The sequence below is a fragment of the Saccharopolyspora sp. NPDC000995 genome, assembly GCF_053599315.1.
The window spans coordinates 1-20572 of record NZ_JBSFLZ010000103.1 but is presented as its reverse complement, the minus strand read 5'-3'; the positions used below and the strand labels follow the sequence as shown (position 1 = coordinate 20572).

At 68.9% G+C, this 20572-nt stretch carries 22 protein-coding genes and 2 pseudogenes; 9 read left to right on the top strand and 15 right to left on the bottom strand.

What is annotated here, in order from left to right; all coding sequences use genetic code 11:
* Positions 1 to 108: 108 nt before the first annotated feature.
* From ACWDKQ_RS26850 to ACWDKQ_RS26825, 6 genes are all read right to left on the bottom strand, one after another.
* Positions 109 to 486: an ATP-binding protein gene (locus ACWDKQ_RS26850; RefSeq protein WP_450141548.1), complete on the bottom strand. Its 378-nt coding sequence runs from the start codon at positions 484 to 486 to the stop codon at positions 109 to 111.
* 75 nt (positions 487 to 561) lie between these two features.
* The gene (locus ACWDKQ_RS26845) at positions 562 to 729 is read right to left on the bottom strand and encodes a hypothetical protein (RefSeq protein WP_450141540.1); all 168 of its coding nucleotides are present in this window, start codon (positions 727 to 729) and stop codon (positions 562 to 564) included.
* Entirely contained in the window at positions 726 to 1820 is a 1095-nt protein-coding gene (locus ACWDKQ_RS26840) for a Mu transposase C-terminal domain-containing protein (protein ID WP_450141539.1), read from the bottom strand. Before ACWDKQ_RS26840 ends, ACWDKQ_RS26845 begins: the two co-directional genes overlap by 4 nt.
* A gap of 19 nt (positions 1821 to 1839) precedes the next feature.
* Positions 1840 to 2304 (bottom strand): hypothetical protein, encoded by a 465-nt coding sequence (locus tag ACWDKQ_RS26835; protein WP_450141538.1) that lies wholly within the window; start codon positions 2302 to 2304, stop codon positions 1840 to 1842.
* A gap of 43 nt (positions 2305 to 2347) precedes the next feature.
* Positions 2348 to 2734 carry a hypothetical protein gene (locus tag ACWDKQ_RS26830; protein ID WP_450141537.1) on the bottom strand — a complete coding sequence of 129 codons (387 nt, stop codon included), beginning with the start codon at positions 2732 to 2734 and terminating at the stop codon, positions 2348 to 2350.
* Positions 2727 to 3482 (bottom strand): TnsA-like heteromeric transposase endonuclease subunit, encoded by a 756-nt coding sequence (locus ACWDKQ_RS26825; protein WP_450141536.1) that lies wholly within the window; start codon positions 3480 to 3482, stop codon positions 2727 to 2729. The genes ACWDKQ_RS26830 and ACWDKQ_RS26825 overlap by 8 nt, the downstream gene beginning before the upstream one ends.
* 697 nt (positions 3483 to 4179) lie before the next feature.
* On the opposite strand from ACWDKQ_RS26825, the gene ACWDKQ_RS26820 reads away from it, so the two are divergent.
* The 6 genes and pseudogenes from ACWDKQ_RS26820 to ACWDKQ_RS26795 form a co-directional block, all read left to right on the top strand.
* Positions 4180 to 5193, top strand: coding sequence for a tryptophan dimethylallyltransferase family protein (locus ACWDKQ_RS26820; protein WP_450141535.1), 1014 nt, complete (start codon positions 4180 to 4182; stop codon positions 5191 to 5193).
* Positions 5190 to 5672, top strand: coding sequence for an isopentenyl-diphosphate Delta-isomerase (gene idi, locus ACWDKQ_RS26815; protein WP_450141534.1), 483 nt, complete (start codon positions 5190 to 5192; stop codon positions 5670 to 5672). Before ACWDKQ_RS26820 ends, idi begins: the two co-directional genes overlap by 4 nt.
* Before the next feature lie 91 nt (positions 5673 to 5763).
* Positions 5764 to 6363, top strand: a complete 600-nt coding sequence (locus ACWDKQ_RS26810) for a hypothetical protein (RefSeq protein ID WP_450141533.1) — start codon at positions 5764 to 5766, stop codon at positions 6361 to 6363.
* Positions 6308 to 7042 (top strand): cytochrome P450, encoded by a 735-nt coding sequence (locus tag ACWDKQ_RS26805; protein ID WP_450141532.1) that lies wholly within the window; start codon positions 6308 to 6310, stop codon positions 7040 to 7042. The genes ACWDKQ_RS26810 and ACWDKQ_RS26805 overlap by 56 nt, the downstream gene beginning before the upstream one ends.
* Positions 7023 to 7991: an AMP-binding protein gene (locus tag ACWDKQ_RS26800; protein ID WP_450141531.1), complete on the top strand. Its 969-nt coding sequence runs from the start codon at positions 7023 to 7025 to the stop codon at positions 7989 to 7991. Before ACWDKQ_RS26805 ends, ACWDKQ_RS26800 begins: the two co-directional genes overlap by 20 nt.
* Positions 7988 to 8122: pseudogene (locus ACWDKQ_RS26795) on the top strand (hypothetical protein); the annotation flags it as partial. The gene ACWDKQ_RS26800 and the pseudogene ACWDKQ_RS26795, both read left to right, overlap by 4 nt.
* Positions 8123 to 8600: 478 nt before the next feature.
* On the opposite strand, the gene ACWDKQ_RS26790 reads toward ACWDKQ_RS26795, so the two are convergent.
* From ACWDKQ_RS26790 to ACWDKQ_RS26755, 8 genes and pseudogenes are all read right to left on the bottom strand, one after another.
* Complete coding sequence (locus ACWDKQ_RS26790; protein ID WP_450141530.1) at positions 8601 to 9014, bottom strand: Tn3 family transposase; 414 nt, start codon at positions 9012 to 9014, stop codon at positions 8601 to 8603.
* Positions 8896 to 9585: a hypothetical protein gene (locus ACWDKQ_RS26785; protein WP_450141549.1), complete on the bottom strand. Its 690-nt coding sequence runs from the start codon at positions 9583 to 9585 to the stop codon at positions 8896 to 8898. The genes ACWDKQ_RS26790 and ACWDKQ_RS26785 overlap by 119 nt, the downstream gene beginning before the upstream one ends.
* Positions 9570 to 10265 (bottom strand): hypothetical protein, encoded by a 696-nt coding sequence (locus tag ACWDKQ_RS26780; RefSeq protein WP_450141529.1) that lies wholly within the window; start codon positions 10263 to 10265, stop codon positions 9570 to 9572. Before ACWDKQ_RS26780 ends, ACWDKQ_RS26785 begins: the two co-directional genes overlap by 16 nt.
* A gap of 10 nt (positions 10266 to 10275) precedes the next feature.
* Positions 10276 to 11166, bottom strand: coding sequence for a DUF4158 domain-containing protein (locus ACWDKQ_RS26775; RefSeq protein ID WP_450141528.1), 891 nt, complete (start codon positions 11164 to 11166; stop codon positions 10276 to 10278).
* A gap of 375 nt (positions 11167 to 11541) precedes the next feature.
* A pseudogene (locus ACWDKQ_RS26770) lies at positions 11542 to 12757 on the bottom strand (glycosyltransferase).
* Between the two features lie 300 nt (positions 12758 to 13057).
* Positions 13058 to 13312 carry a DUF6221 family protein gene (locus ACWDKQ_RS26765; RefSeq protein ID WP_450141547.1) on the bottom strand — a complete coding sequence of 85 codons (255 nt, stop codon included), beginning with the start codon at positions 13310 to 13312 and terminating at the stop codon, positions 13058 to 13060.
* A gap of 528 nt (positions 13313 to 13840) precedes the next feature.
* Positions 13841 to 14236 (bottom strand): MerR family transcriptional regulator, encoded by a 396-nt coding sequence (locus ACWDKQ_RS26760; RefSeq protein ID WP_450141527.1) that lies wholly within the window; start codon positions 14234 to 14236, stop codon positions 13841 to 13843.
* Positions 14237 to 14303: 67 nt separating this feature from the next.
* On the bottom strand, positions 14304 to 14750 hold the full coding sequence (locus ACWDKQ_RS26755; RefSeq protein WP_450141526.1) for an Hsp20/alpha crystallin family protein: 447 nt from the start codon (positions 14748 to 14750) through the stop codon (positions 14304 to 14306).
* A gap of 272 nt (positions 14751 to 15022) precedes the next feature.
* On the opposite strand from ACWDKQ_RS26755, the gene ACWDKQ_RS26750 reads away from it, so the two are divergent.
* Both ACWDKQ_RS26750 and ACWDKQ_RS26745 read left to right on the top strand, forming a co-directional pair.
* Positions 15023 to 16006 (top strand): hypothetical protein, encoded by a 984-nt coding sequence (locus tag ACWDKQ_RS26750; protein ID WP_450141525.1) that lies wholly within the window; start codon positions 15023 to 15025, stop codon positions 16004 to 16006.
* Complete coding sequence (locus tag ACWDKQ_RS26745) at positions 16003 to 16329, top strand: hypothetical protein (protein WP_450141524.1); 327 nt, start codon at positions 16003 to 16005, stop codon at positions 16327 to 16329. The genes ACWDKQ_RS26750 and ACWDKQ_RS26745 overlap by 4 nt, the downstream gene beginning before the upstream one ends.
* 258 nt (positions 16330 to 16587) lie before the next feature.
* Here the strand turns inward: ACWDKQ_RS26745 and ACWDKQ_RS26740 are convergent, their stop codons facing one another.
* Complete coding sequence (locus ACWDKQ_RS26740) at positions 16588 to 19584, bottom strand: alpha-mannosidase (RefSeq protein WP_450141523.1); 2997 nt, start codon at positions 19582 to 19584, stop codon at positions 16588 to 16590.
* A 170-nt stretch (positions 19585 to 19754) separates the two neighbouring features.
* On the opposite strand from ACWDKQ_RS26740, the gene ACWDKQ_RS26735 reads away from it, so the two are divergent.
* Positions 19755 to 20015, top strand: a complete 261-nt coding sequence (locus tag ACWDKQ_RS26735) for a Prokaryotic metallothionein (protein ID WP_450141546.1) — start codon at positions 19755 to 19757, stop codon at positions 20013 to 20015.
* The last annotated feature ends 557 nt before the right edge of the window (positions 20016 to 20572 follow it).

The following is a 20572-nucleotide window of genomic DNA, read 5'->3' as shown; positions in this document are numbered from 1 at the left end:
CCGGGGTCCGGGTCGTACTGGTTGATCGCGGCCAGGTCGAGGATCACCTCGTCGAGGTGGTTCTCGGTGATCCGCTCGGTGCCGTCGGCGATGGCGTCGTTGGCCGCGTCATGGATGAGCTGGTCGAGGCTGCCGATCATGCCACCGGTGCGGGCGTGCAGGTAGGGCGCCAGCTCGATCAGCGTGCCGGGCTTGTGCCGCCGGTGCAGCCGCGGCGACGGAGTGGGCGACCGACTGCGGGCTGTCCCGCTCGGCGACCGGCAGGCCGAGGAAGATCGCCATCTCGGTGGCCAGCATCTTCGGCGTGGCGTCGGCCGGGCAGACGATGTAAACGACCGGGATGCGGTCGCGGACGCCCGGCGTACGGCGCTCGGTCTCGATCTGGAACTTCTTGCCCAGCTGGGTGATCGAGGTCGACTTCCCGGTCCCGGACGCGCCGGAGACCAGCAGCCCGCGGCGGCCGAGCTGCTTGCCGCGGTTGTTGATGAGCAGCTTCGACCCGGTGGTGATGATCTTCTTGAAGTCCGGGGTCGCGACCAGCAGCAGCGTCGAGTGGAAGTTCTAGCGGGCGTCGTTGTAGACCTCGCGCTCGAACCCGTCCAGCCGTTCGAAGTCGGCGGCGGGCAGCAGCCGCGGCGGCGTCGAGGTGGCGGCCTGCGCGGTGAACGACGCCCAGCCCTCCTTGGTGGCCAGCGGGTGCCGAACGGCTTCGATGTAGGTGCTGGTCACCGGCTCGCCTCCAGGTCGTCGGCGAACGGGTCGAAGATGCCGAACGGCACCACCTCATCGGCCGCCAAGCCCGGCTCTTCGGGGTCCCGTTCAGCCTCCGGCGCCGGTGCGGGTAGCGCGGCGCGGGCCGGCCAGGCGGGCAGCACCGGCTCCGGCGCGGGCGGTGCGGGTTCGACGGCCAGCTCGGTGATGTCGGTCATCTCCCGCGCCGAGGTGTACCAGGCGAGCGCACGTTCAACGCCGGGGCCTTCCTCGGCGCGGCGCAGCAGCGCCGCGAGGATGACCGCGACGGCCATCTCGTTGGTGTCGTCGACGCCGCGCTGCGCGGCGATCCGCCGTGACGCGCGCCAGGTGAAGTCCGCGAAGGGTTGCCCGACAACGGATCGATGCGTCCAGCCGCCGTGGTGGTGGTTGCGCACCCAGATCCGGGAGACGTCGTAGGGGTCGAAGTGGACCTCCCAGCGCCCGCCGCGGATTGCGACGCCGGAGTTCTGGCGGGAGTAGCGCTTGAGCTCTCGGCTGTTGTAGGTGCGGTAGTCGATCTGGATGCCCGCGTCGGTGATCGCCCGCCAGTCCGCGGGCAGCAGCTCGATGTAGTCCTCGCCGGTCAGCGACACCGGGACGTAGCCGGCCGCGGCGACCAGTGCGGCGTAGGCGTCGTTCGGCGAAGCGGCCTGATCAGGATTGAACGGGTGTCGCAGCCCCTCGTGCGGCCGAGTTTGCCACCCTGCGATCACCCACTCGTCGAAGAGTTCCTGCAAGTCCGCCAGCGACCAGACCGCACGCTCGGCGACGTCGCGGCCGCGGCGGGTGGTGTCCCGGCCGGTGTAACCGGCCACGTGCTGGCAGAACAGCGTGTTGATCGACTCGACGGTGCGCTCCACGATCCCCTTGTCCGTCGCGGTCTGCTGGTGCGCGGGCTGCACCGAGATGCCCAGCGTGTCCGCGGCGCGCAGGAACACCTCCGACAGGAACACCTTGCCGTGGTCGATGACCACGGTGTCCGGCACGATCACCGGCTTCGCGGCGGCCATCGCCATCCGCGCGTCCAGGCTGACCAGCCGCTGGTGCGGGATGCGCGACGCCGCCATCGCGAGCGCGGCGTCCCAGCTAGATGGTGCGGTTAGCGATATCGATGGACAGCACCAGCTCGGCGCGACCGATCACGCCGTCGTCCATCACCGCCATCACGTCCAGCGGCGTTGCGTCCAGCTGGACCTGCTCGCCGGGCCGCGCGGCGATGGTGGCGGTGTAGGCGCCGGCGGGCTTGTTCGCCGCCTGCCGCCGCGTCACCGCCGAGCCGAAGCTGTACTTCCCGGCCGCCAGGACCTCCAGCAGCCGGTAGCAGGTCGCCTGCGAAGGCATCGGGACCACGCCGGGGCCGTTCTCGTCCTCCAGCAGCTGGCGGATCTGCCGGATCGCGCGGGACTTCGTGCCGGTCGAGGTCCCGGTTTGTGCCTCGATCACCGCGGCCGCGACCACACGGGCGTCGACGTTGCCGGTCGGCTTCGCCTTGCGCATGTAGCGGGCGTCGACCAGGCCCCAGATGCCCTGGTCGCGGTAACGGCGCCGCATCCGCTGGACCGTGCGGATGCTCGTCTCTGTGTCACGGCCGCGGTCAGCTCGTCGGCTTTCGCCCGCTCCCGCGCGGCCAGCGAGTTCGCCGCCGGGTCGTACTCGGCGCGGCCGACCGCACCGTCCTCGGCGTCCGGCGGCAGGCCCGTCTCGACCTCGACCAGGTGCCGCTCCCAGGTCCGCGCCGCGACCAGCACCGGCTCGGGCAGGGTGTCCAGCAGGCTGTGCGCGTCGATCCTCGGCGCCGGGACGGCACCCCGACCAGCTCGAAGTCCTCCGCCCCGAGCAGGTAGGCCAGGGCGACCACAGTGGTCTGCCCGGCCGCCGAGAGAAGCCGGATCGTCGCGCCGGACATCGCCACGACGGTGTGCGTGGCGCCGGAGAACACGACGCGATCGTTGATCCGCAGGACGTTGGGCCGCTCAGCCACGGCCACCACCGCCTGCTCGGCGAGCACCAGGTCGTGCGCCCCGGCTGCTGTCAGGCGCGGTGCGCACGATCGTGCGGTCCGACAGCACCAGCGACAGGTCTATCAGCAGCAGTCGGTTCCAGAGCAGGTGGTAGAGCACCGGCAGCGTGCCCAGCGGGTCACCGGCGGCCTCGGCGCCGTCCATCAGCGGCCGAGGCAGGGTGAACACCTCCAGCAGCCGCTCGGCGACCGGTTCGATGTAACAGCGCGGATGCCGGTAGCCGGCCAGCCACTTCTGGTTAGCCACTACCACGCCATCCAGCCGGTCCCACACCGCGTATCGCCAGCCCAGCAGCGCGCACGCGCGGTCCGTCGCGTCGAACGCAGCCCGGTCATCCTCGGCGATCAGCTCCAGCGGCCGGGAGTCCAGAACCAGCACCGCGCCGTCGGCGGAGCCGTCCTCCACCAGCATCAGGAAATCCGGGGCATGCCGCCGCCGCTTCCCGGCCGGCGTGGTCCAGCACAGCCAGAACGGCTGCGACACGATCCGCCTCACCGTCGGGTCGAAGTCCAGGGCGACCAGATGGTCCCGCTCCACCCACGACTCGAACCCGATCCGGGCGCCCATCGTGCCCGACCAGTACCAACCCGGATAGTTCCGCTGCCCGCGGTACGACGGGAACGACCGCACCGGACGACCCAGCTCGGCCACCACCTCGGGCATCAAGGGCCACGGGACGCGCTGCTCAACACCGTCCTCGGCGGGCAAACACAGCCTCCAAGCCCTCCACGCCCGGTCGTCCCACTTGCCTCTCCTGCCTCGTCGGCACCATGCGGCGATCTTCCTCGCCACTTCCCTTGAGAATTCGCCACCTACCGCCGATCGACCGAGCCGGTCGCTGCTATGCGCCCCGGGGCCCCGCCCGTCGCCTCGCGCTCGGCCCCGAGCGCCGCCGCGATGCCACCTCCGGGGGTCCGTGAAATCGCCGCGGGACGGCGCGGTGCTGCAACGAAGACGATGAGCTTACGCACCTCTGCGCGGCGCACAGCGAGACGTCATCGTCTTCAGTGGTCCAGAGGCACAAGCAATGGCATGGAGTGTGAGCTCGCGCAGCTCGTGCCGGGTCTGTCGGCGGACGCGCGAAGATCACGCGACCCGTTGATGCCAGGCCGGGTACCAGCCGCTCGCAGGTACAGCATGCCGGTTCTGATTGGTCGTCGGGCGCTACCTGCAGAGGACGCGGGGAGCCTTTAGCGCAGCCCTACTGCCCAGTAGACCAAAACCGGACCCGAGGACTTGAAGACGTCAACCAGGAGTTGAAAAGCTGCGCTGACAATTTGCTGCCTGATCGTGAGGGGGCCAGGGCGTGGCGTTGGCTACAGGCCGTGCTAAAACCTGGGCGAATGTTGTCGTCGGTCATTTGCCGGTAACGTACCGAGACATTGCTACGACGCATCTTCAGCTGGTGAGCAGGACCATCGCACCGGCAGATGAGACCGCCGCGCGTCAGATCGATCTCGTGGGCTCGTTGCTGGGAGCGTGGGCGGATGAGCCGGTAGAACGGTTCAAACGGCACCACTCGTTTGCCGCGAACGACGGCTCACCGATGGAGTTCTCGGTCGCGACGACCCGGTCCGGAGCGGAAGCGCGGCTGCTGTTCGAGCCCCTGGACACTGGACCGGCCCCGCCGTCTCTACGTGAGGCAGGGCATCACTTCGTCGAGCGAGTGAACAAGGTCCTGGACATCGACGTTAGCCGGTTCCGCCTCGTCGCGGATCTCTTCGCTGGGACGCCGTCAGCCGGTTCGTTCTCGATGCTGTGCGCTGCGGCGCTGCGGGCCGGCGGGACCCCGCTGTTCAAGGTGTACCTGAACCCTGCCCTCGGCCAGCCACGGCCACACCAGGTCGTCGGGGAGGCTATGAGCCGACTGGGACTGGACACGCATTGGGCACTCCTCGCCGAGCATCTAAAGAGGGGCGGGTTCGACTCGCCACACCAGGAGATCGCGTTGTTCGCGCTCGATCTCGGCGACACGCCTGAGGCCAGGGTAAAGCTTTACCTTCGGCACAGCGGCTGCGGGCCAGAGCAGGTCGAGCGGGTCGCGCGGCTGGCGCAGGACCATCAGCCGGATCTGTTCGCCAAAATCCTCGATCGTCTCTATGACAAGCCCGTCGACAGCTTGGCGAAGGCTCCGATGACGTGCCTGTCGTTCCAGGGAAACCGCCAGGAGCCTGCCTCGGTCACGTTGTACTGCCCGCTGGACCCGAACATCGGCGACGACGCCGAAGCGAGCACGCGAGTCGTGGATCTGCTGGAGATGTCGGGCATCGCACCGGAGCCGTTCAATGCCCTCGCCACCGCGGTCTCCGGCGCCGACCTGGCCAGCGGTCGCAGGCTGAGCTGGGTGAGCTACAAACAACCCACGGATCCCGTGGTGACCGTCTATGCCGGCCTTGACGGCTCGGCGCGGGTCTCGTGACGACCGCGGTGGCCGTGGTGGCCGATGACCATTCGGATGCGGAGATGGTCGTCCTGCTCGACGAACAGCTGTCGGAGACCGGCGTGGCGCCCAAGGCGAGCGTGCACACCGCGGACACCCCGCTGCATCTGGCGTTCTCCTGCTACGTCTTCGGGCCTGACGGCCGGGTGTTGCTGACCCGCAGGGCACTCGGCAAGAAGACCTGGCCGGGTGTGTGGACCAACACGTTCTGCGGCCACCCAGGCCCCGGCGAACCGATGGCGGACGCCGTCGCGCGACGGGGACGGCAGGAGCTCGGCCTCACTGTCACCGCCCCGCGCGCGGTGCTCCCGAACTTCCGGTATCGGGCCGTCGACGCGAGCGGGATCGTGTGGAGAACGAGTTCTGCCCGGTGTGGACCGCCGTCGCGGATTCGGACCCGCGTCCGGAGCCCGGCGAGGTATGCGAATGGCGCTGGGCCGAATGGGCGGACCTGGTAGCGACAGTCGGCCGCCTGCCTTATCTGTTCAGTCCATGGGCCCAGCTGCAAGTCCCCCGGCTGCACGCTGCCGGCTCGGGACCGGAACCCCGATGACGCCACCGACCGTTCCCGCCTACCCGATGGCCCGGGGGTGTCCGTTCGATCCTCCGCCCGGGCTAGGACGCCTTCAGCGGGACGCGCCGGTGTCGCGGGTGCGGCTGTGGGACGGCAGTACACCGTGGCTGATCACCCGGTACGAGGACGTGCGGATGGTACTCGCGGATCGGCGGACCAGCGCGAACCCGGACCTACCCGGCTACCCGCACGTGAGTGCCGGCGGTGCCGCGCAGCGGCGGCGGGTGCGGACCTTCCTGGACATGGACGATCCGGAGCACTTGGTCTACCGGCGGCTTCTGGCGGCGGACTTCACGGTCCGCCGCAGCGAGGCCCGGCGGCCGCATATCCAGCGGATCGCGGACGACGTGATCGCGGCGATGCTGGCCGGTCCGGACCCGGCCGATCTCGTCACTGCGGTGGCGCTTCCAATGTCGGTCCAGGTGATCTGCTCGCTGCTGGGAATCCCCTACGCCGACCACGAGTTCCTTCCAGCGGGCCAGCAACACGGTCATTTCCAGCCACGCGTCCCAACAGCGCGTGCTGTCGGCGACCGAGGAGTTGCTCGACTACCTCGGCGTCCTGATCAACCGTAAGGCCGAAGAGCCGCGCGACGACCTGCTGAGCAGACTGGCCGTGGACGAGCTGGGCACCGGGCGGATGACCCGTGAGCAACTCGCCTCGATCGCCCACGTGCTGCTCGTCGCCGGACACGAGACCACCGCGAACATGATCGCCGTGGGGATGGCACTACTGCTGGCGAACCCCGGTCACGCCGGGGCCGTCCGCAACGCCGACGGCCCCGCCACGCTGGCGAACGCGGTCGAGGAGCTGCTGCGCTTCCTCAGCATCGTCCAGTCCGGGCGCCGCCGCGTCGCCCTTGCCGATTTAGAGATCGGCGGCACGCTCATCCGCGCGGGCGAGGGCATGGTCGTAGCGACCGACGTCGCCAACCGGGACGAAACCGCTTTCCCGGCCCCGGACACCTTCGACATCGGCCGCCGCGCGCGGCACCATCTCGCGTTTGGCCACGGCACCCACCTGTGCATCGGGCAAGCGCTGGCGAGGGTGGAACTGCAGGTCGCCTTCGGCACCCTCGTCCGCCGCATCCCCACACTGGCGCTCGACTGCCCGATGCGTGAACTGACCTTCAAGCACGCGTCCGTGGTCTATGGCGTCGAAGAGCTTCCCGTCACCTGGCAGCGTCCGCGAAACAGTGCCGCACCCGCATCGACCGCGCCCAAGGAGATAGTCCATGCCCGGACCGGCCACTGACGCGACCACGGGACCGGCCACGCTGTCAGACATCCTGATGGCGGCCGCAGACGACCACCCGCACAACATCATTCGCTACGCGGACCGTGCGCGCCACACCAACCAGACCCACGCAGACCTCCTCGACGTGGCCCGCCGATTCCTCACCGGACTGCGAGGACACGGCCTCGAGCCAGGTGACAAGGTCATCCTGCTGCTGGACCGGCCGCAGGAAGTCGTCCCGCTGTTCTGGGCCTGCGTCCTGGGCGGGTTCGTCCCGTGCGTAATCGCGCTCCCTGCGGACCGGGGTCGCTGGCCGGAACACCTCGCCCACGCGCACGGGCTGTTGGAGCGGCCGCTGCTGGTGACAAACGGCGCCAGGGCCGCCGATCTCCCGCCCGTCCCCGGCCTCGTGACCGCTGACGTCGGCGATCTCGCCGCAGACGAGCCCGCGCGGGACGTCCACCACGCGGCGGGCCGCGATATCGCGCTGCTGGTGCTGACCTCCGGCTCGACCGGCGCCGCCAAGGCGGTCATGCTGACGCACTCGAACCTGGTGGCGTCCATGGCCGCCAAGAACGGCCACCACAACCTGACCTCGACGGACGTCAGCCTCAACTGGGTCTCCTTCGACCACGTGGCCGCGCTGCTGGAGTGTCATCTCCTGCCGCTGTTCGCCGGGGCATCGCAGGTGCACGCCGAACCCGCGACGATCCTCGATGACCCGGTCGAGTTTCTCCGGCTGATCTCCCGGCACCGGGTCACCATGACCTTCACGCTCAACTTCCTGCTCGCACTGATCACCAAGGCCCTCGCGGACGAGCCCATCACTGACGACCTCGACCTGTCCCGGCTGCGGCACATCGTCAGCGGCGGCGAGGCGATCGTCAGCGCTACCGCCGCGGCGTCCTCGACCTCCTCGAACCCCATGGCCTCCACCGCGGTGCGCTGTGGCCCGCCTTCGGAATGACCAAGACCTGCGCGGGCTGCACCTACTCGCACGACTTCCCCCGGCACGACCACGGCCAGGAGTTCGCCAACCTCGGAACCGCGATCGACGGCTTGCGCATCCGCGTCGTCGACGACGCGGACCGGCCCGTGGCACCGGGACAGGTCGGGCACGTGCACTTCGCCGGCCCGATGATCACCCCCGGCTACTACCGCAACCCGAAAGCCACCGCGGCAGCAATCACCGCCGACGGCTGGCTACGCAGCGGCGACCTCGGCAAACCCGACGATGACCGCCTCATCTTGGCCGGCCGGAGCAAGGACAGCATCATCGTCAACGGCGTGAACTACTACAGTCACGAGCTCGAAGCCGCACTGGGCAGGCTCGACGGCGTACGGGCTGGCTCGGTGGCCGCCGTGCCCACCCGGCCCGACGGGGCGGACACCGAGCAACTCGCGATGTTCTTCGCGACGGACCTCGTTGACACCGACGAGGCCGCCCTGCACCGGCTGATCATCACCGTGCGCAACGGCGTAATCCTGCACAGCATTGGGGATTCCGCCCCACTCTTGTCCTACCCATCGCCGAGGCCGATATTCCCCGCTCCAGCCTCGGCAAAATCCAACGCGCTCAGCTGCGCCGACGGCTGGAGGGCGGCGGCTTCCAGGCGCGCAAATCCGTCATCGACCAGGTGGTCCAACGCCAGTTCGGAGGGTTCACCGCACCCACCGGTCCTGCCAGCCGGGGCGCGTACTGCATTCCGCAGATTCGGTACAACCCGAAGACCATGTCCGAATACCCAGCGGTATCTGACGTGACCAGCTCCGGGCGGCGGCCGTGGTCGGGGTTGAGCATCACGTCCAGCTGGTACGGCGAGTCCCGCTGCGTACCCGGCACTACCGTGGCGCCGATCCCGACGACCTGGTCATTGATCGCATTCAGCCAGGTTGCGCCCCTGCGGCGCCCGAAATAGCGCGGGTTGTGGGCGGCGTAGACGGTGTTCACAGGGACGACGAACCGCAGCCCGTCCACCGAGGCGACCATGCCGCCGCCCCAGAGCTGGGCCAGGGGGATGTCGGCCTAGGCCTCGATCAGGCGGGCGTTGGCGGCCCGCAAGGTTTCGGCGCGCACGTAGTTCTGCTCGGTGTGCGACAGCCGTGGCCGGTTCAGCGCCCGGTGGCGGGGTCGGGCCACGGGTTTGTAGCCGACGTTGGTGGCTTCGGCGACCAGCACGGCTGCCAGCGATAACTCGGCGTCGCCCAAGCGATAACTCGGCGTCGTCCATGCGAGATTCGCCGCCGGAGGCGTGGGTGAACTCCGAGAGGTAGCCGGTGCGGGCGTGGACCTCCAGCAGCAGCTCGGGCAGGTCGACCTGCGGCATCATCTGCTCGGTCAGGTCCCGCAACGCCAGCAGCGACGGCGCCTCGTCGAGCTTCTCCAGCTTGTCGACCCGGATCTGGGCGCGCCCGTCCCGGCCGGGCTCCACGCGCACACGACCATCACCGGCGGTGGTGCTGATGCGGGCGCCGAGGCTGTGCCAGGCGGCATCCAGCGCCGCGGCCTGCTCGTCCAGGTGCGACGTCGCGTCGTCGGTGAGTTTCAGCCCGACCAGCACCTTCGGCCGGATCCGGTCCCAGGCGGGGCCTTCCAGCAGCCGTGCCCACGGGTCACCCCAGCGTTTCGAGTACGCGCGAACACTTCGCGGTGCCGCAGCGCGCGCTGCAGGGCCTCCAGCACGCACAGCGCGTAGGCGTGCTTGTCCGCGCATCCAGGCTCGAAATCCTCGCCGGCGGTCACGAGTTTGCGCCACGAGCCCACGACCAGGTCCTCGCGGATCTCACTGACGCGGACCTTCTTGCGGCCGATCAACTCGGGCAGCTCGGCCACCGCGTCCAGCACCGGCTGTCCGGCCGGGGTCGCACCGAACGGTATGACCTCGGCCAGCAGCGGCAGAAACGGCCGCACCACTGCCCATCGAGACACCAACTCGGCCCGCCAGGCGGCATCATCGTCGGCGTCGGCGGGAGCGAGTTCTTCGATGGTTTCCACGGCGGCGGCCAGCCGATGCCGGGGCACGACCTCCTCAATTGCGGCCCACACGCTGGTCATATCCAGCTCGGCCGCCTGGCCGTCGTCGGTCTCGCCGGCCTCTTCCACCGCGGTCAGCCACACCGACGCCGCAGCGGCCAGCGTGGCGGATGCCTTGGTCAGCTTCGGCAGCGTGGCCAGTTTCGTCTCTCGGCTGGTGCGCTCGGCCGCCTTGATCAGCTTGGTGGCCATGAGCACCCCGAACACGTCCAGCGCGTCATCGACCGCCGAGGAACCTGCTTCGCACCGTCGCGACCAGGGTGGCCACCTTGCGTTTGGGCTCACGGCGGTCGATGGCCTGCGCCTTGGCCGACAGCCCGTCACGGGCCAGCGCCTCCAACCGGTTCGCGGGCACTGCGGAGACATCCACCGCGTCCGCGCCCAGGCCCGTCAGCTCCGAGACACGGTGCAGTGCCTCGGTCATGCTCCGCCCCGATACCCGTGTCGGCCCGCGTCGTAGCCGTTCCAGCTCGGAGATCCGGGAATCCTCCGGCACCGCAAGCAGTCCGGTCAGCCGGTTCGGTAGTTCGGCGTCGGCGTTGATGGCCGCCTGGTGCAGTCCGGCGTGCATCTGCTCCGTGGCGCGGTCGCGGTGCCCGGCGATCAGGCGAGCCAACACACTCGCGCCCGGCAACAGGATCCGGTTCTGCCGCAGCCACGTCACCGTGGCGTCGAACAGCGCTTTCGAGGTCTCCACCCGCGTCCACGCACGGGCCGCCAGAAACTCATCCACCTCATCGGCAGCGTCGGCGAAGTCCCGGTAGCCAAACTCGCGGCGGATCTCCGCCGTGTGTTCCCACTGGGTGGCCTGCCGCTCGGCGTAGGACTTCACGCACGACAGGTCGCCGATCTCCAATTGTTCCGCAAGAAAGTCCACCACCACGGTGGGCACCACCAGCGGATCCGCCAGGAACGTACCCAAATATCGCACCGTCGAAAGCTGGAGGCTGAACCCGAGACGGTTGTGCTGGCCACGATGCCGCCGGACCAGCTCACGGTCGGCATCGTCGAGGAAGAAGAACCGCTCTAACTCCGCCTGCGAAGGCGCCTCGTCAGCGAACTGCCCGAACCGGGCCACCTGCTCATCGGTCAAGAACTCCACCGGCACGCCTCAAGATCCACAACTGCAAGATCGGGGCCGCGCCCAGCCCTCCAGCTCTTAGCGGAGGATCCTGTTCGGCTGCTACTCAAGCCCCATGACGGCGCAGGAACCCGCTCGCCGGGGCGAGGCCGTCGCACTGCTCAACCTCTCCGCGGGGCTGCCGTGGCCGATGAGCCTTCGGCGCGGTCGGAGAAGTGGGCCCGAGCAAGTGGTCAACACGAGTAGCGCTTTAGGGAAGTACCGGTCAGCGGCGTTTCAGGATGTTGGCCTCTCGCGCCAGCCCACTGTCCATGGTCGAGCTGCCCCATGGGAATGTCTGGCTCTGCCGTTTGGATCTTGAGCTTGTGCGGCGCGCGGCGCGGCTCGACGATTGCGTGTGGTTCACACGGTTACGGGCGGCTTTTTCCGGCTGGCTGCGTCGAGGAGCAGTTTCGCGGCCACCGACGCCCCGTCGGCTCGGATCGTGCCGGCCAAGGTCCTGGATCGCGTTCGGGTCTTGGGGGTTAGGGCGGTGGTGAGCGCGGCGGACAGGGAGTCGACGGTGGGTGTCGAGCCCTCGTGTGCTGCGCCGATGCCCAGCTCGGCCACTCGGGCGGCCCAGTACGGCTGATCCGCGATCTGGGGCACGATTACCTGGGGCGCGCCGGCTCGGGCGGCCGCCGTGGTGCACGACGGCGGCCACCCTGCGGAACAGTGCCTGCTGGTTGACTTCACCGAGGACGAAGCAGTCGTCGGCGTCGTCGATCGGGGTCAGCTCGGCCCAGCCGCGGGCGAGGAGGACCCGGCGGCCCTGCGCCCGGACCGCCTGGATGGCCACCCGGGCGATGTCCTTCGCGGCGTGGGAGGCCATGCTGCCAAAGCCCACGTACACCGGTGGCTCGCCGGTGTCCAGGAACGCCTTCAGCCCGTCCGGGAGCGGGCGTTCGTCGGGCAGGATCCACGCCCCGGTCTGCACGATGTCGAGGTCTGTCATGCCTTGCGACGGACACAGCGTCGCGTCCGCCGCCAGCCACGGCTGGCCGGTGAGGACGTGGTCGCGGACGTTGTCCACCGGTGGCAGGCCGATCGCCGCCCGATGGTTGTTGAGCGCCTCGCCGTACAAGGCGTTCACCCTCTGGGCGTCCTGCTCCCACAGCACCCGGTTGTCGGTCTCCTCCTGCGGGGACGGTGTGCCCGGCCGCCTCCCTGGAGGGAAGTGCCGCGACGGCAGCCCGAGGAGATGGAAGCACGCGAGCGTGTAGTGGATACCCTGTTTCTCGGCCACGTCCCGTGCGCCAGCTGGCATCAGGCCGGTCGCCAGCAGCGCGTCACATCCCTCGGCCGCCGCGGTGAGCGTGTCGAACCGCGCGGCGACCAGCGCGGGAGCGAGCTGGAACGCGTCTTGTGCCGTTGGTGGCTTCGGGTTGGCGACGACCGATTGCACCGTTGGTCCGAGCGGCACCAACGGCACGCCGACACGTTCCAGCAGCTTCGCGAACTCCTTGTCCGGCGGCGCGCAAATCCGCGCCTGCGCGCCGAGTTCCCGCAATGCCACCGCGAGTCCCGCCAGCGGTTCGACGTCCCCGCGCGATCCCCACGTCGTCAACAGCACACGCACTTCGCAACTCCTCTTTTTTTGCAGGTTCTGGCTTTCGGCCGGTGATTCTGAGGTACGACCTGGGTCTTGCCGCAAGCCCCCCAGTCCGTTGTATGTTGAAGGTGGCAGGAGTGGTGTCTTCTCGGTTTGCCACTTCTGTTCCACATTGGACTGACAGCCTCTTCGCAACTCGGCGAAACACCCATTTGCGACCACAGACGGGACCGTCACGCTCAGACGAAGCGTCGAATCAACTCGTGGCTCGGGAGTTGGAGATTCTTGCCGTGATGGGTTGCGGGAATGCCATGACGCGTCTGTGCATCAGGGGCGCCAGCGGGCGCTGTAGCCGGGGCGATCTGCATAGGGCAGGCCGAGCAGGGCCCGGATGGGGCAGCCGCGCTCATCTTCCGGCGGATAGCTCTCCCCCAGCGCGTCGCACGGACCTTCGCCGCTGCCGCAGTGGTGGTGGGTGGTTAGCAGGCGAGCCTTGAGTTCGCATTCGCGGAATCCCCGGATCGGGGTGATCAGGCATGCGCCGGTGGAGCCGGTTTCGGCGTCTTCCCTAGCGACGCGCAGTAGTTCGAGGTCGATGCCGAGCTGCCGGCGCAGGAACTAAACGAACCGGTCCATCTGGCGCACTTCCCTTTCCGCGGTGGTTGATCGGTCACAGTCAGGGACGCAGTGGCGGTTCGGTCGTGACGGCGCTCGGTGACGTGATCGAGCCATCTGGGCCATCTCATGTGGTGGCTTGTTGACTTGATGTTGGTGGGGTTGTAGCCAGCAATTCCCGGGTCGCGGCGCTGCTGCGTGCGGTTCGGTTTTTGCAGTCTCGGTCCTGATCCCTCCGGTTTGGGGGTGTCTATGGTGCTGCGGGGTGTGTGGGTGGCTCGTCGGATGTTGCTAGCTATCGGTGTCGTGATCGATGGTCTGACGCTGGTGGGGCCCTCGCGCCAAGGTCGGTGAGAGGGCCCTTAAACAGCCTCCTGCGCTACGCGGTGGCCAGCGCGTCAGCGACAGCATTTTGTCCTGCCCGAGCCGCGAGTTGTAGTTGATGACGATGCTCGCCGCCAGTGGAGTCGATCGGGGTGGCACCGCACCGAGTCATCAGCTGCGCGGCGTCGGAGGCTGAGTAGCCCGCTTGGGTGTTGGCACCGTGTGGTCAGGGTGTTTTCCACCGCTGGGGCTTTTTTCGAGTTCGGTGAGGCGGGTGTGGGCGGCGGCCAGATCGCGTTCGAGTTCGGCGATGCGGCAGGCGGCGGAGAGGATGGTGTGGCCGTCGAGGAGTTCGCGGACGCGGGCGGCGAGGGCGAGTTCGGTGCGGCTGTAGCGGCGATGCCCGCCAGCGGAGCGGTCGGGGGTGAGCAGGCCGGTGACGTCAAGGCTGCGGAGGAACTCGGGGGTGACGCCGAGCATCTCGGCGGCGCGGCCCATGGTGTAGGCGGGGTAGTCGGCGTTGTCGAAGGCGCTGGGCGCACGATCGGCCGGGGAAGGATCGGTCATATCCACCTCGCGAGATCGGGGTACGCCCAGGTCTGGCCCGTGCAGCGAGCCGGACCTGGGCGTGGGGTCATGTGCTGGAGCCTTCGATGACCTTGCGGCCGCCGCCATGATCGATTTCGATGCGCCGTGGCTTGGCCTTCTCTGCCACCGGCAGGGTCACGGTGAGCACCCCGTCGGTGTAGTCGGCGCTGATGTGGTCCACATCCAGACCGCCGCCCAGCGAAAGCTGGCGGGAGAAGGTGCCGCGGGGCCGTTCGGCAGTCAGGTAGCTGACCTCGGCATCGCCCTCCCCGCTTGGCCGCCCGCGGCGCTGGGCGCGCACGGTGAGGGTGTTGTTCTCCGCGCTGACTTCCAGCGATTCGGGGTCGATGCCGGGCAGGTCGAACTCGACCACGTAGTTGTCGCCGGCCCGGTAGGCGTCCATCGCCATGGCTTGGGGTGCGCGGGCGCTGCCGAACACCTCGGTGGCAAGCCGGTTGAGGTCACGGAAGAACGGGTCAAACGCCAGCGTCATCACCCACCACTCCTTTCACACGCTCAACGTCAACTCACACATGATCGGCAGCGGAGTGCGGGGAGCGGAGCCGGAGGCCGGACGCGCCCCAGCACTCCGCGGGGAGAAATGACCGACAGCCTCACCTCCCGCGTTTGTGCTGGTAGGCCTCTTGCCAACAGCGCTGACTCACTTATTCTGGAACTGCCACAGCAGATTTGCAAGGTTGCTGATTCAACAGTATGTAGTGCCGTCTCGGGAAATATCAGGTCGGTGGAAGGTGGTGCGGGGCGATGGCAGCGCGGCATGTCGTGTATCGGTGCGAGCTGGAGCACCAGGTTCGATGGCGTGGTTATGCGACGTGCGACGGTGAGATTCCCGTGCACGTGCGCGCGTCTTCGCTGGGCCAGGCCCAGCAGTTGATGGTGGCCACCGCCGTCGGCGACGGGAGGCGGTCGGGGTGGGTCGAGCACACCGAACACGCCGCCGGCGACGGGCTGTGGGTACGCGAGGCCCTCGACGCGCGAGTGCTGGAGCGCGAACACACCGCCCGGGTGTTGATGGAGGTCCTCGCCGACCAGCGGCTGCGTGCCCGGCTGGCTACGCTTCCCGCCTGCCGAATCGGCGGTGTGCCGATGGTCGTCTGCGTGCCCGGTGACGCCGTGGAATGGGTTCTGGGGCAGCATGACGGGCATGGGGCCCTGGTCGTGGCCGCGGCGGTGACCAACCACCAGGTGTGGTGGAACGTGCTGGTGCCCGCCGACCGTGCCGCCGAGACCGACCTGGGCGTGATCGGCAGCCTGGACGAGATCGGCGCGACCGGACCGGAGGCCACGGTCGATGACTGGATGGCCGCCACCGACTGCGCGGGCCTGGTCCTGCTCGCCCCCCGACACTCGAAGGCGCACGCCTCGTCCCACCTGGAGCCGGCAGCAGCCGATCCCTACGCCAGCCGGAGCGCCGCAGCGCAGAAGCGCCACGCCCATCTGCTGGGCGAGCTCGAAACGACCGCCGACCCGCCGCGGGCAGCGGGACTACGCGCGCGAACGCACGAGCTGGAAGGGGTCCTCCAGCGGCTAGCACGCCACCGGCGTGTGCCGGACTCGCTGCCGCCCGGCACGGCAGCGGCGCCTACCCGCGATGATCCGCAACAGCAGGCGCCTCGCGGTAGGCCCCGCGGTGATGGCGGACGAAGGGGAGGAGGCATCACGTGTCTGAGCAGGAACATCCTTTGGAATCGCTGCACCGTGGGCGCGACGCGGTGGCGGCGGCTGTGAGCCAGCAGGCCAGAATCCCGCAGCCGTCCTTGCGTGAGCTCTATGCCTTCGGCTCAGCGATCGTGGGCACGCTCGCCCAGCTCGGCCACCTCAGCTCCGTGCTGGCCGACCAGGTAGGGCGCTTCGACGAACAGGCGTTGGAACAGGCCACGACCAGCGACGACCCCGCCGACAAGCTCAGGATCGCCGGAACGCACCTGGCCAGGCTCAGCGACGAGTTGGCCACGGCCGTCACCGACGCCAACCGGTACTGGACAGCGATGGAAAGCGTAGACCTGCACACCTCCGGCGACCTCCAAGCACGACGCGAACCCGACCTGTAGCCGCGGCATGCGACGAGGAGGACCGACGGCAGGCGCTTGCGAGGCCGAGTGCATCCGGCAGCAGCAGGGTGTGCAGCTGCGGCAGCGTCGCGACCGATGCGGGTAGGCGGCGGATGGTGTTGCCGTCGAGGTCGACATGCCGCAGCTGCCGCATACGCGCGATTGCGCCGGGGACCTCGCTGAGCCCAGCCTCTGCGGCCAGTACCGCGACCGGTTGGCCGTCCTCGTTGCGGATCACGTCGTCAGGAAGGTGCGTGGTCATTGGGTCGGGCGTGCGAAGCGCAGGGTGCGGATCTCGAAGGGACGCAGCCGCAGGTCCAGCGCGTCGGTGCTGGTATCGGGTTCGGCCAGCGGACGTTCGAGCAGGTCGGTACGGGTGACCGAAGCAGACGGGAAGGAGATGCTCAACCGTGCCCGGGCCCGGCCACCGCGCGACTCGTAAAGCCGCACCACGACGTCGCCGCTGCGGTCGTCGGCGAGTTTGACCGCTTCGATGACCACGGCGTCGTTGTCCACGGCCATCAGCGGCTCCACCTGACGGGAGCCGCTGATGGTGCGTTCGGGCAGGTTGATGCGGTAGCCCTCGCGGATGGCCTCGCCGATGTCGGCCCCGGCGACCAGGGCGTAGCGCAGCCGGTGGTGGCCGTGGTCGGTGTCGGGGTCCGGGAAGCGCGGCGCGCGCAGCAGCGACAGCCGCACGGTGGTGGTCGTGCCGCCGTCGGGACGGGTGTCGCGGGTGACGTCGTGGCCGTAGGTGGAGTCGTTGACCAGGGCGTGGCCGTAGCCGGGTTCGGCGACGTGCAGGAAGCGGTGCGCGCAGATCTCGAACTTGGCCGCGTCCCACGAGGTGTTCGTGTGGGTCGGGCGCATGACGTGCCCGAACTGGGTTTCCGCGGCCGAGCGGTCGGCGTGCACGTCCAGCGGGAAGGCGACCTTGAGCAGCTTCTCGGTTTCGTGCCAGTCGATGTCGGTGTGGATGTCGACGCGGCGGTAGTCCGCGGCGAGGCTGATGCGCTGCACCACTGTTGACTTGCCGAAGCTGCGGCGAACTCGGACGGTGTCGCCGTCGAGGTCGAGCTCGTCGAGGTCGGTGAGATCGCGGGTGTGGTGGCGGTAGAACGCGTCGAGGTCCCAGGCGTCCCAGGCGTTGGGGTGGTCGGCGTGCAGCTGCAGCAGGTTCGCCGGGCCGGCCAGTGCTTCACGTTCGGCGTCACCATCGACCACCGAGGTCAGCAGCCCCCGGTGGTCGATGGTGACGCGCAGCAACCCGTTGTCGAGGGTGATGGCGCCGCCAGGGTGGCGGGTGGCGGTGGGTGCCACGGTGTTTGTGTAGGTGGCGGCACCCAGCGCGGGGACGCAGTGGCGGGTGTGCGGGGCCGCGTTGAAGGTCAGCGGCCGGATGGGTTCACCGGCGAGGGTTTGAAGCGCACCGTCGATGATCGCTTCGAGTTCGGTGGCGATGCGGGCATAGGTGGCCTCGGCGTCGCGGTGCACCCATGCGATCGAGGAGCCCGGCAGGATGTCGTGGAACTGGTGCAGCAGCACCAGTTCCCACAGCCGGTCCAGTGCCTCGTGCGGGTAGTCGCGGCCGGTCGCGATGGTGGCGGTGGCACACCACAGCTCGGCTTCGCGCAGCAGGTGTTCGCTGCGGCGGTTGCCCTGCTTGGTCTTGGCCTGCGAGGTGTAGGTGCCGCGGTGCATCTCCAGGTACAGCTCGCCGGACCACACCGCGGGGCGGGCGTGGTCGGTTTCTGCGTCGGTGAAGAACTCCTCGGGGGTGTCCAGGCGGACTCGCGGGGAGCCTTCCAGGTCGGCGGTGCGGTAGGCGCGGGCGAGCATTTCGCGGGTGGGTCCTCCCCCACCGTCGCCGTGCCCGAAGGGCAGCAGGGAGCGGGTGGCGTAGCCGTGTTCGGAGAAGTTGGCTGCGGCGTGGGCGAGTTCGCCGCCGGTGATCTCGGAGTTGTAGGTGTCGGCGGGCGGGAAGTGTGTGAACACCCGGGTGCCGTCGATGCCTTCCCACCAGAAGGTGTGGTGGGGGAACCTGTTGGTCTGGTTCCAGGAGATCTTCTGGGTCAGGAACCACCGCGAGCCAGACAGCGCGACCAGTTGCGGGAGGGCAGCGCTGTAGCCGAAGGAGTCCGGCAGCCACACCTCGCGGGTTTCGATGCCGAACTCGTCAAGGTAGAAGCGCTTGCCGTGGATGAACTGGCGGGCCATGGCCTCGCCGCTGGGCATGTTGGTGTCGGCTTCCACCCACATCCCGCCGACCGGCACGAACTGCCCGGTGTGAACGAAGGTGCGGACGCGGTCGAACAACTGCGGGTGGTGCTGCTTGATCCAGGCCAGCTGCTGGGCCTGCGACATCGCGAAGTGGAAGTCGGGGTGTTCGGCCATCAGGGCGGTGACGTTGGCGGTGGTTCGGGCGACCTTGCGGACGGTTTCGCGCAGCGGCCACAGCCATGCGGAGTCGATGTGGGCGTGGCCGACGGCGGAGATCACGTGCGCGCTGGCGTGGGCGGGCCGGGCCAGGGTGTCGGCGAGTTCGGCGCGGGCGGCGGGCGCAGTGGCGGAGATGTCGTGCAGGTCGAGGTGGTCGAGCATGCGTTCGAGTGCGCGCAGGATCTCGTGGCGGCGCGGAGAGTCCGCCGGCAGTTGCCGCATCAGCTGGTCGAGCACCTCGGCGTCCTGGACCAGCTGCCACACCGGTTCATCGAGCACGGCGAGTTCTGCACGCCGCAGCCGGTACAGCGGCGGGGTCTTTGTCATGGGTTGGCCGCCGAGTTCGGTGGGTTTGAACCCGTTGGGTCCAAGGATGATGGGGTTGGCGGCGGCCTCGACGTACCAGGTGCGTTCGCGCCCGGCGGCGTCCTGCCCGGCGGGCAGGTGGGTGTTGCGGGGGTGCAGTCCTTTGATCGGGATGCCGTCGGCGCTGTAGGCGAGACCCTCGCACTGGAAGCCGGGGAGGTCGTCGTCGAATCCGAGGTCGACCACGACTTCGAGGACGCGGCCGTCCCACTGCGGCGGCGCGGTCGCGGTCAGCCGGAACCAGCTGGTGCCCCACGCTGGTCCCCAGGCTTCGCCGATGGCGGCGGGCGCGTAATCGGCGCGCAGCGCCTCCGCGACCGGCACCGGTTCGCCGGGCGCGTGCCAGACCGCGACCTCGCAGGGCAGTGCTTCGGAGTAGTAGGCAGGTCGTAGGCGTTCGGCCAGTACCCGGTCGAGGCGCTGTTCGACGATGTGGCGGTCGTCGTGCATGTGCTCCCCCGATTTCCCTCGGCGTGATCGTGATCATGCTGGCACATCACGGCGGCCGGCGGGCGGCTGCGGCGCGCCGGAATCCACCAGCGGCGCGGTTGCTGACCCATAAGTAGGGCCGCATGCTGCGGGTGTCCACTCCCATTCTTTTTCCGCAGAAAGGCAACACCATGGGGACCTGCGAAGTCTGCGGCAACGAATACTGGATGACCTTCGAAGTGCACACCGTCGGCGGCGGGGTGCACACCTTCGACTGCTTCGAATGCGCCGCGCAGCGGCTCGCACCGCAGTGCGAGCACTGCGGGACCCGGATCCTGGGGCACGGCGTGGAAGCCAGCGGCCGGTTCTTCTGCTGCGCGCACTGCGCACGCCAGTCGGACCTGGCCATGGCCGGGGATCTGCGCGACACCGTCGGCGCCCACCCCGGCTGATTAGTCCGCCCGGGGCATACGCGCAGCGTCTACGAAGCCCCTCGGACTTGCCCCTGTCGGCGGATGAGCACCTCAGCCGAATCTTCGTTATCGATACGTAATGAATTGCCGGAAACGCAGGAGCTACCTGCGACGACATGGCGGGTGAGACAGCTTCGCCCCGCCCGTTTCGCGCCGGTTGTCGTGAACGGGATTTGACAACGGGTGAAGGACCGTCGACTCATCCCTCGTAGTTAGTGGAGGACGCCCCGATGGCAGGTCTGGTTCGCTGGCTGGGCGGCATGGCGCGCGAGATGCAGCGGGCCCGCATGGTGATGCGGAACCCTGCGTCGAGCAGCCACGCCCGGCGCTGACCTTCGTCAGTACCCCACCCTGCCCGGCCGCTCGGCCGGTCGCGGTCTAGGCATCAGTCCGGCGGCCACGCGCCGCGACGCGACACCGGGGCAACCAACAACCGGGCGACTGATGCCAGAACCTGCTCGAGACACTGGTGCCGTGGCCAGCTGGCCGTGTGCGACGTGCTGGCCGGACGGCTCCCGGATGTGCTGACGCTGCCC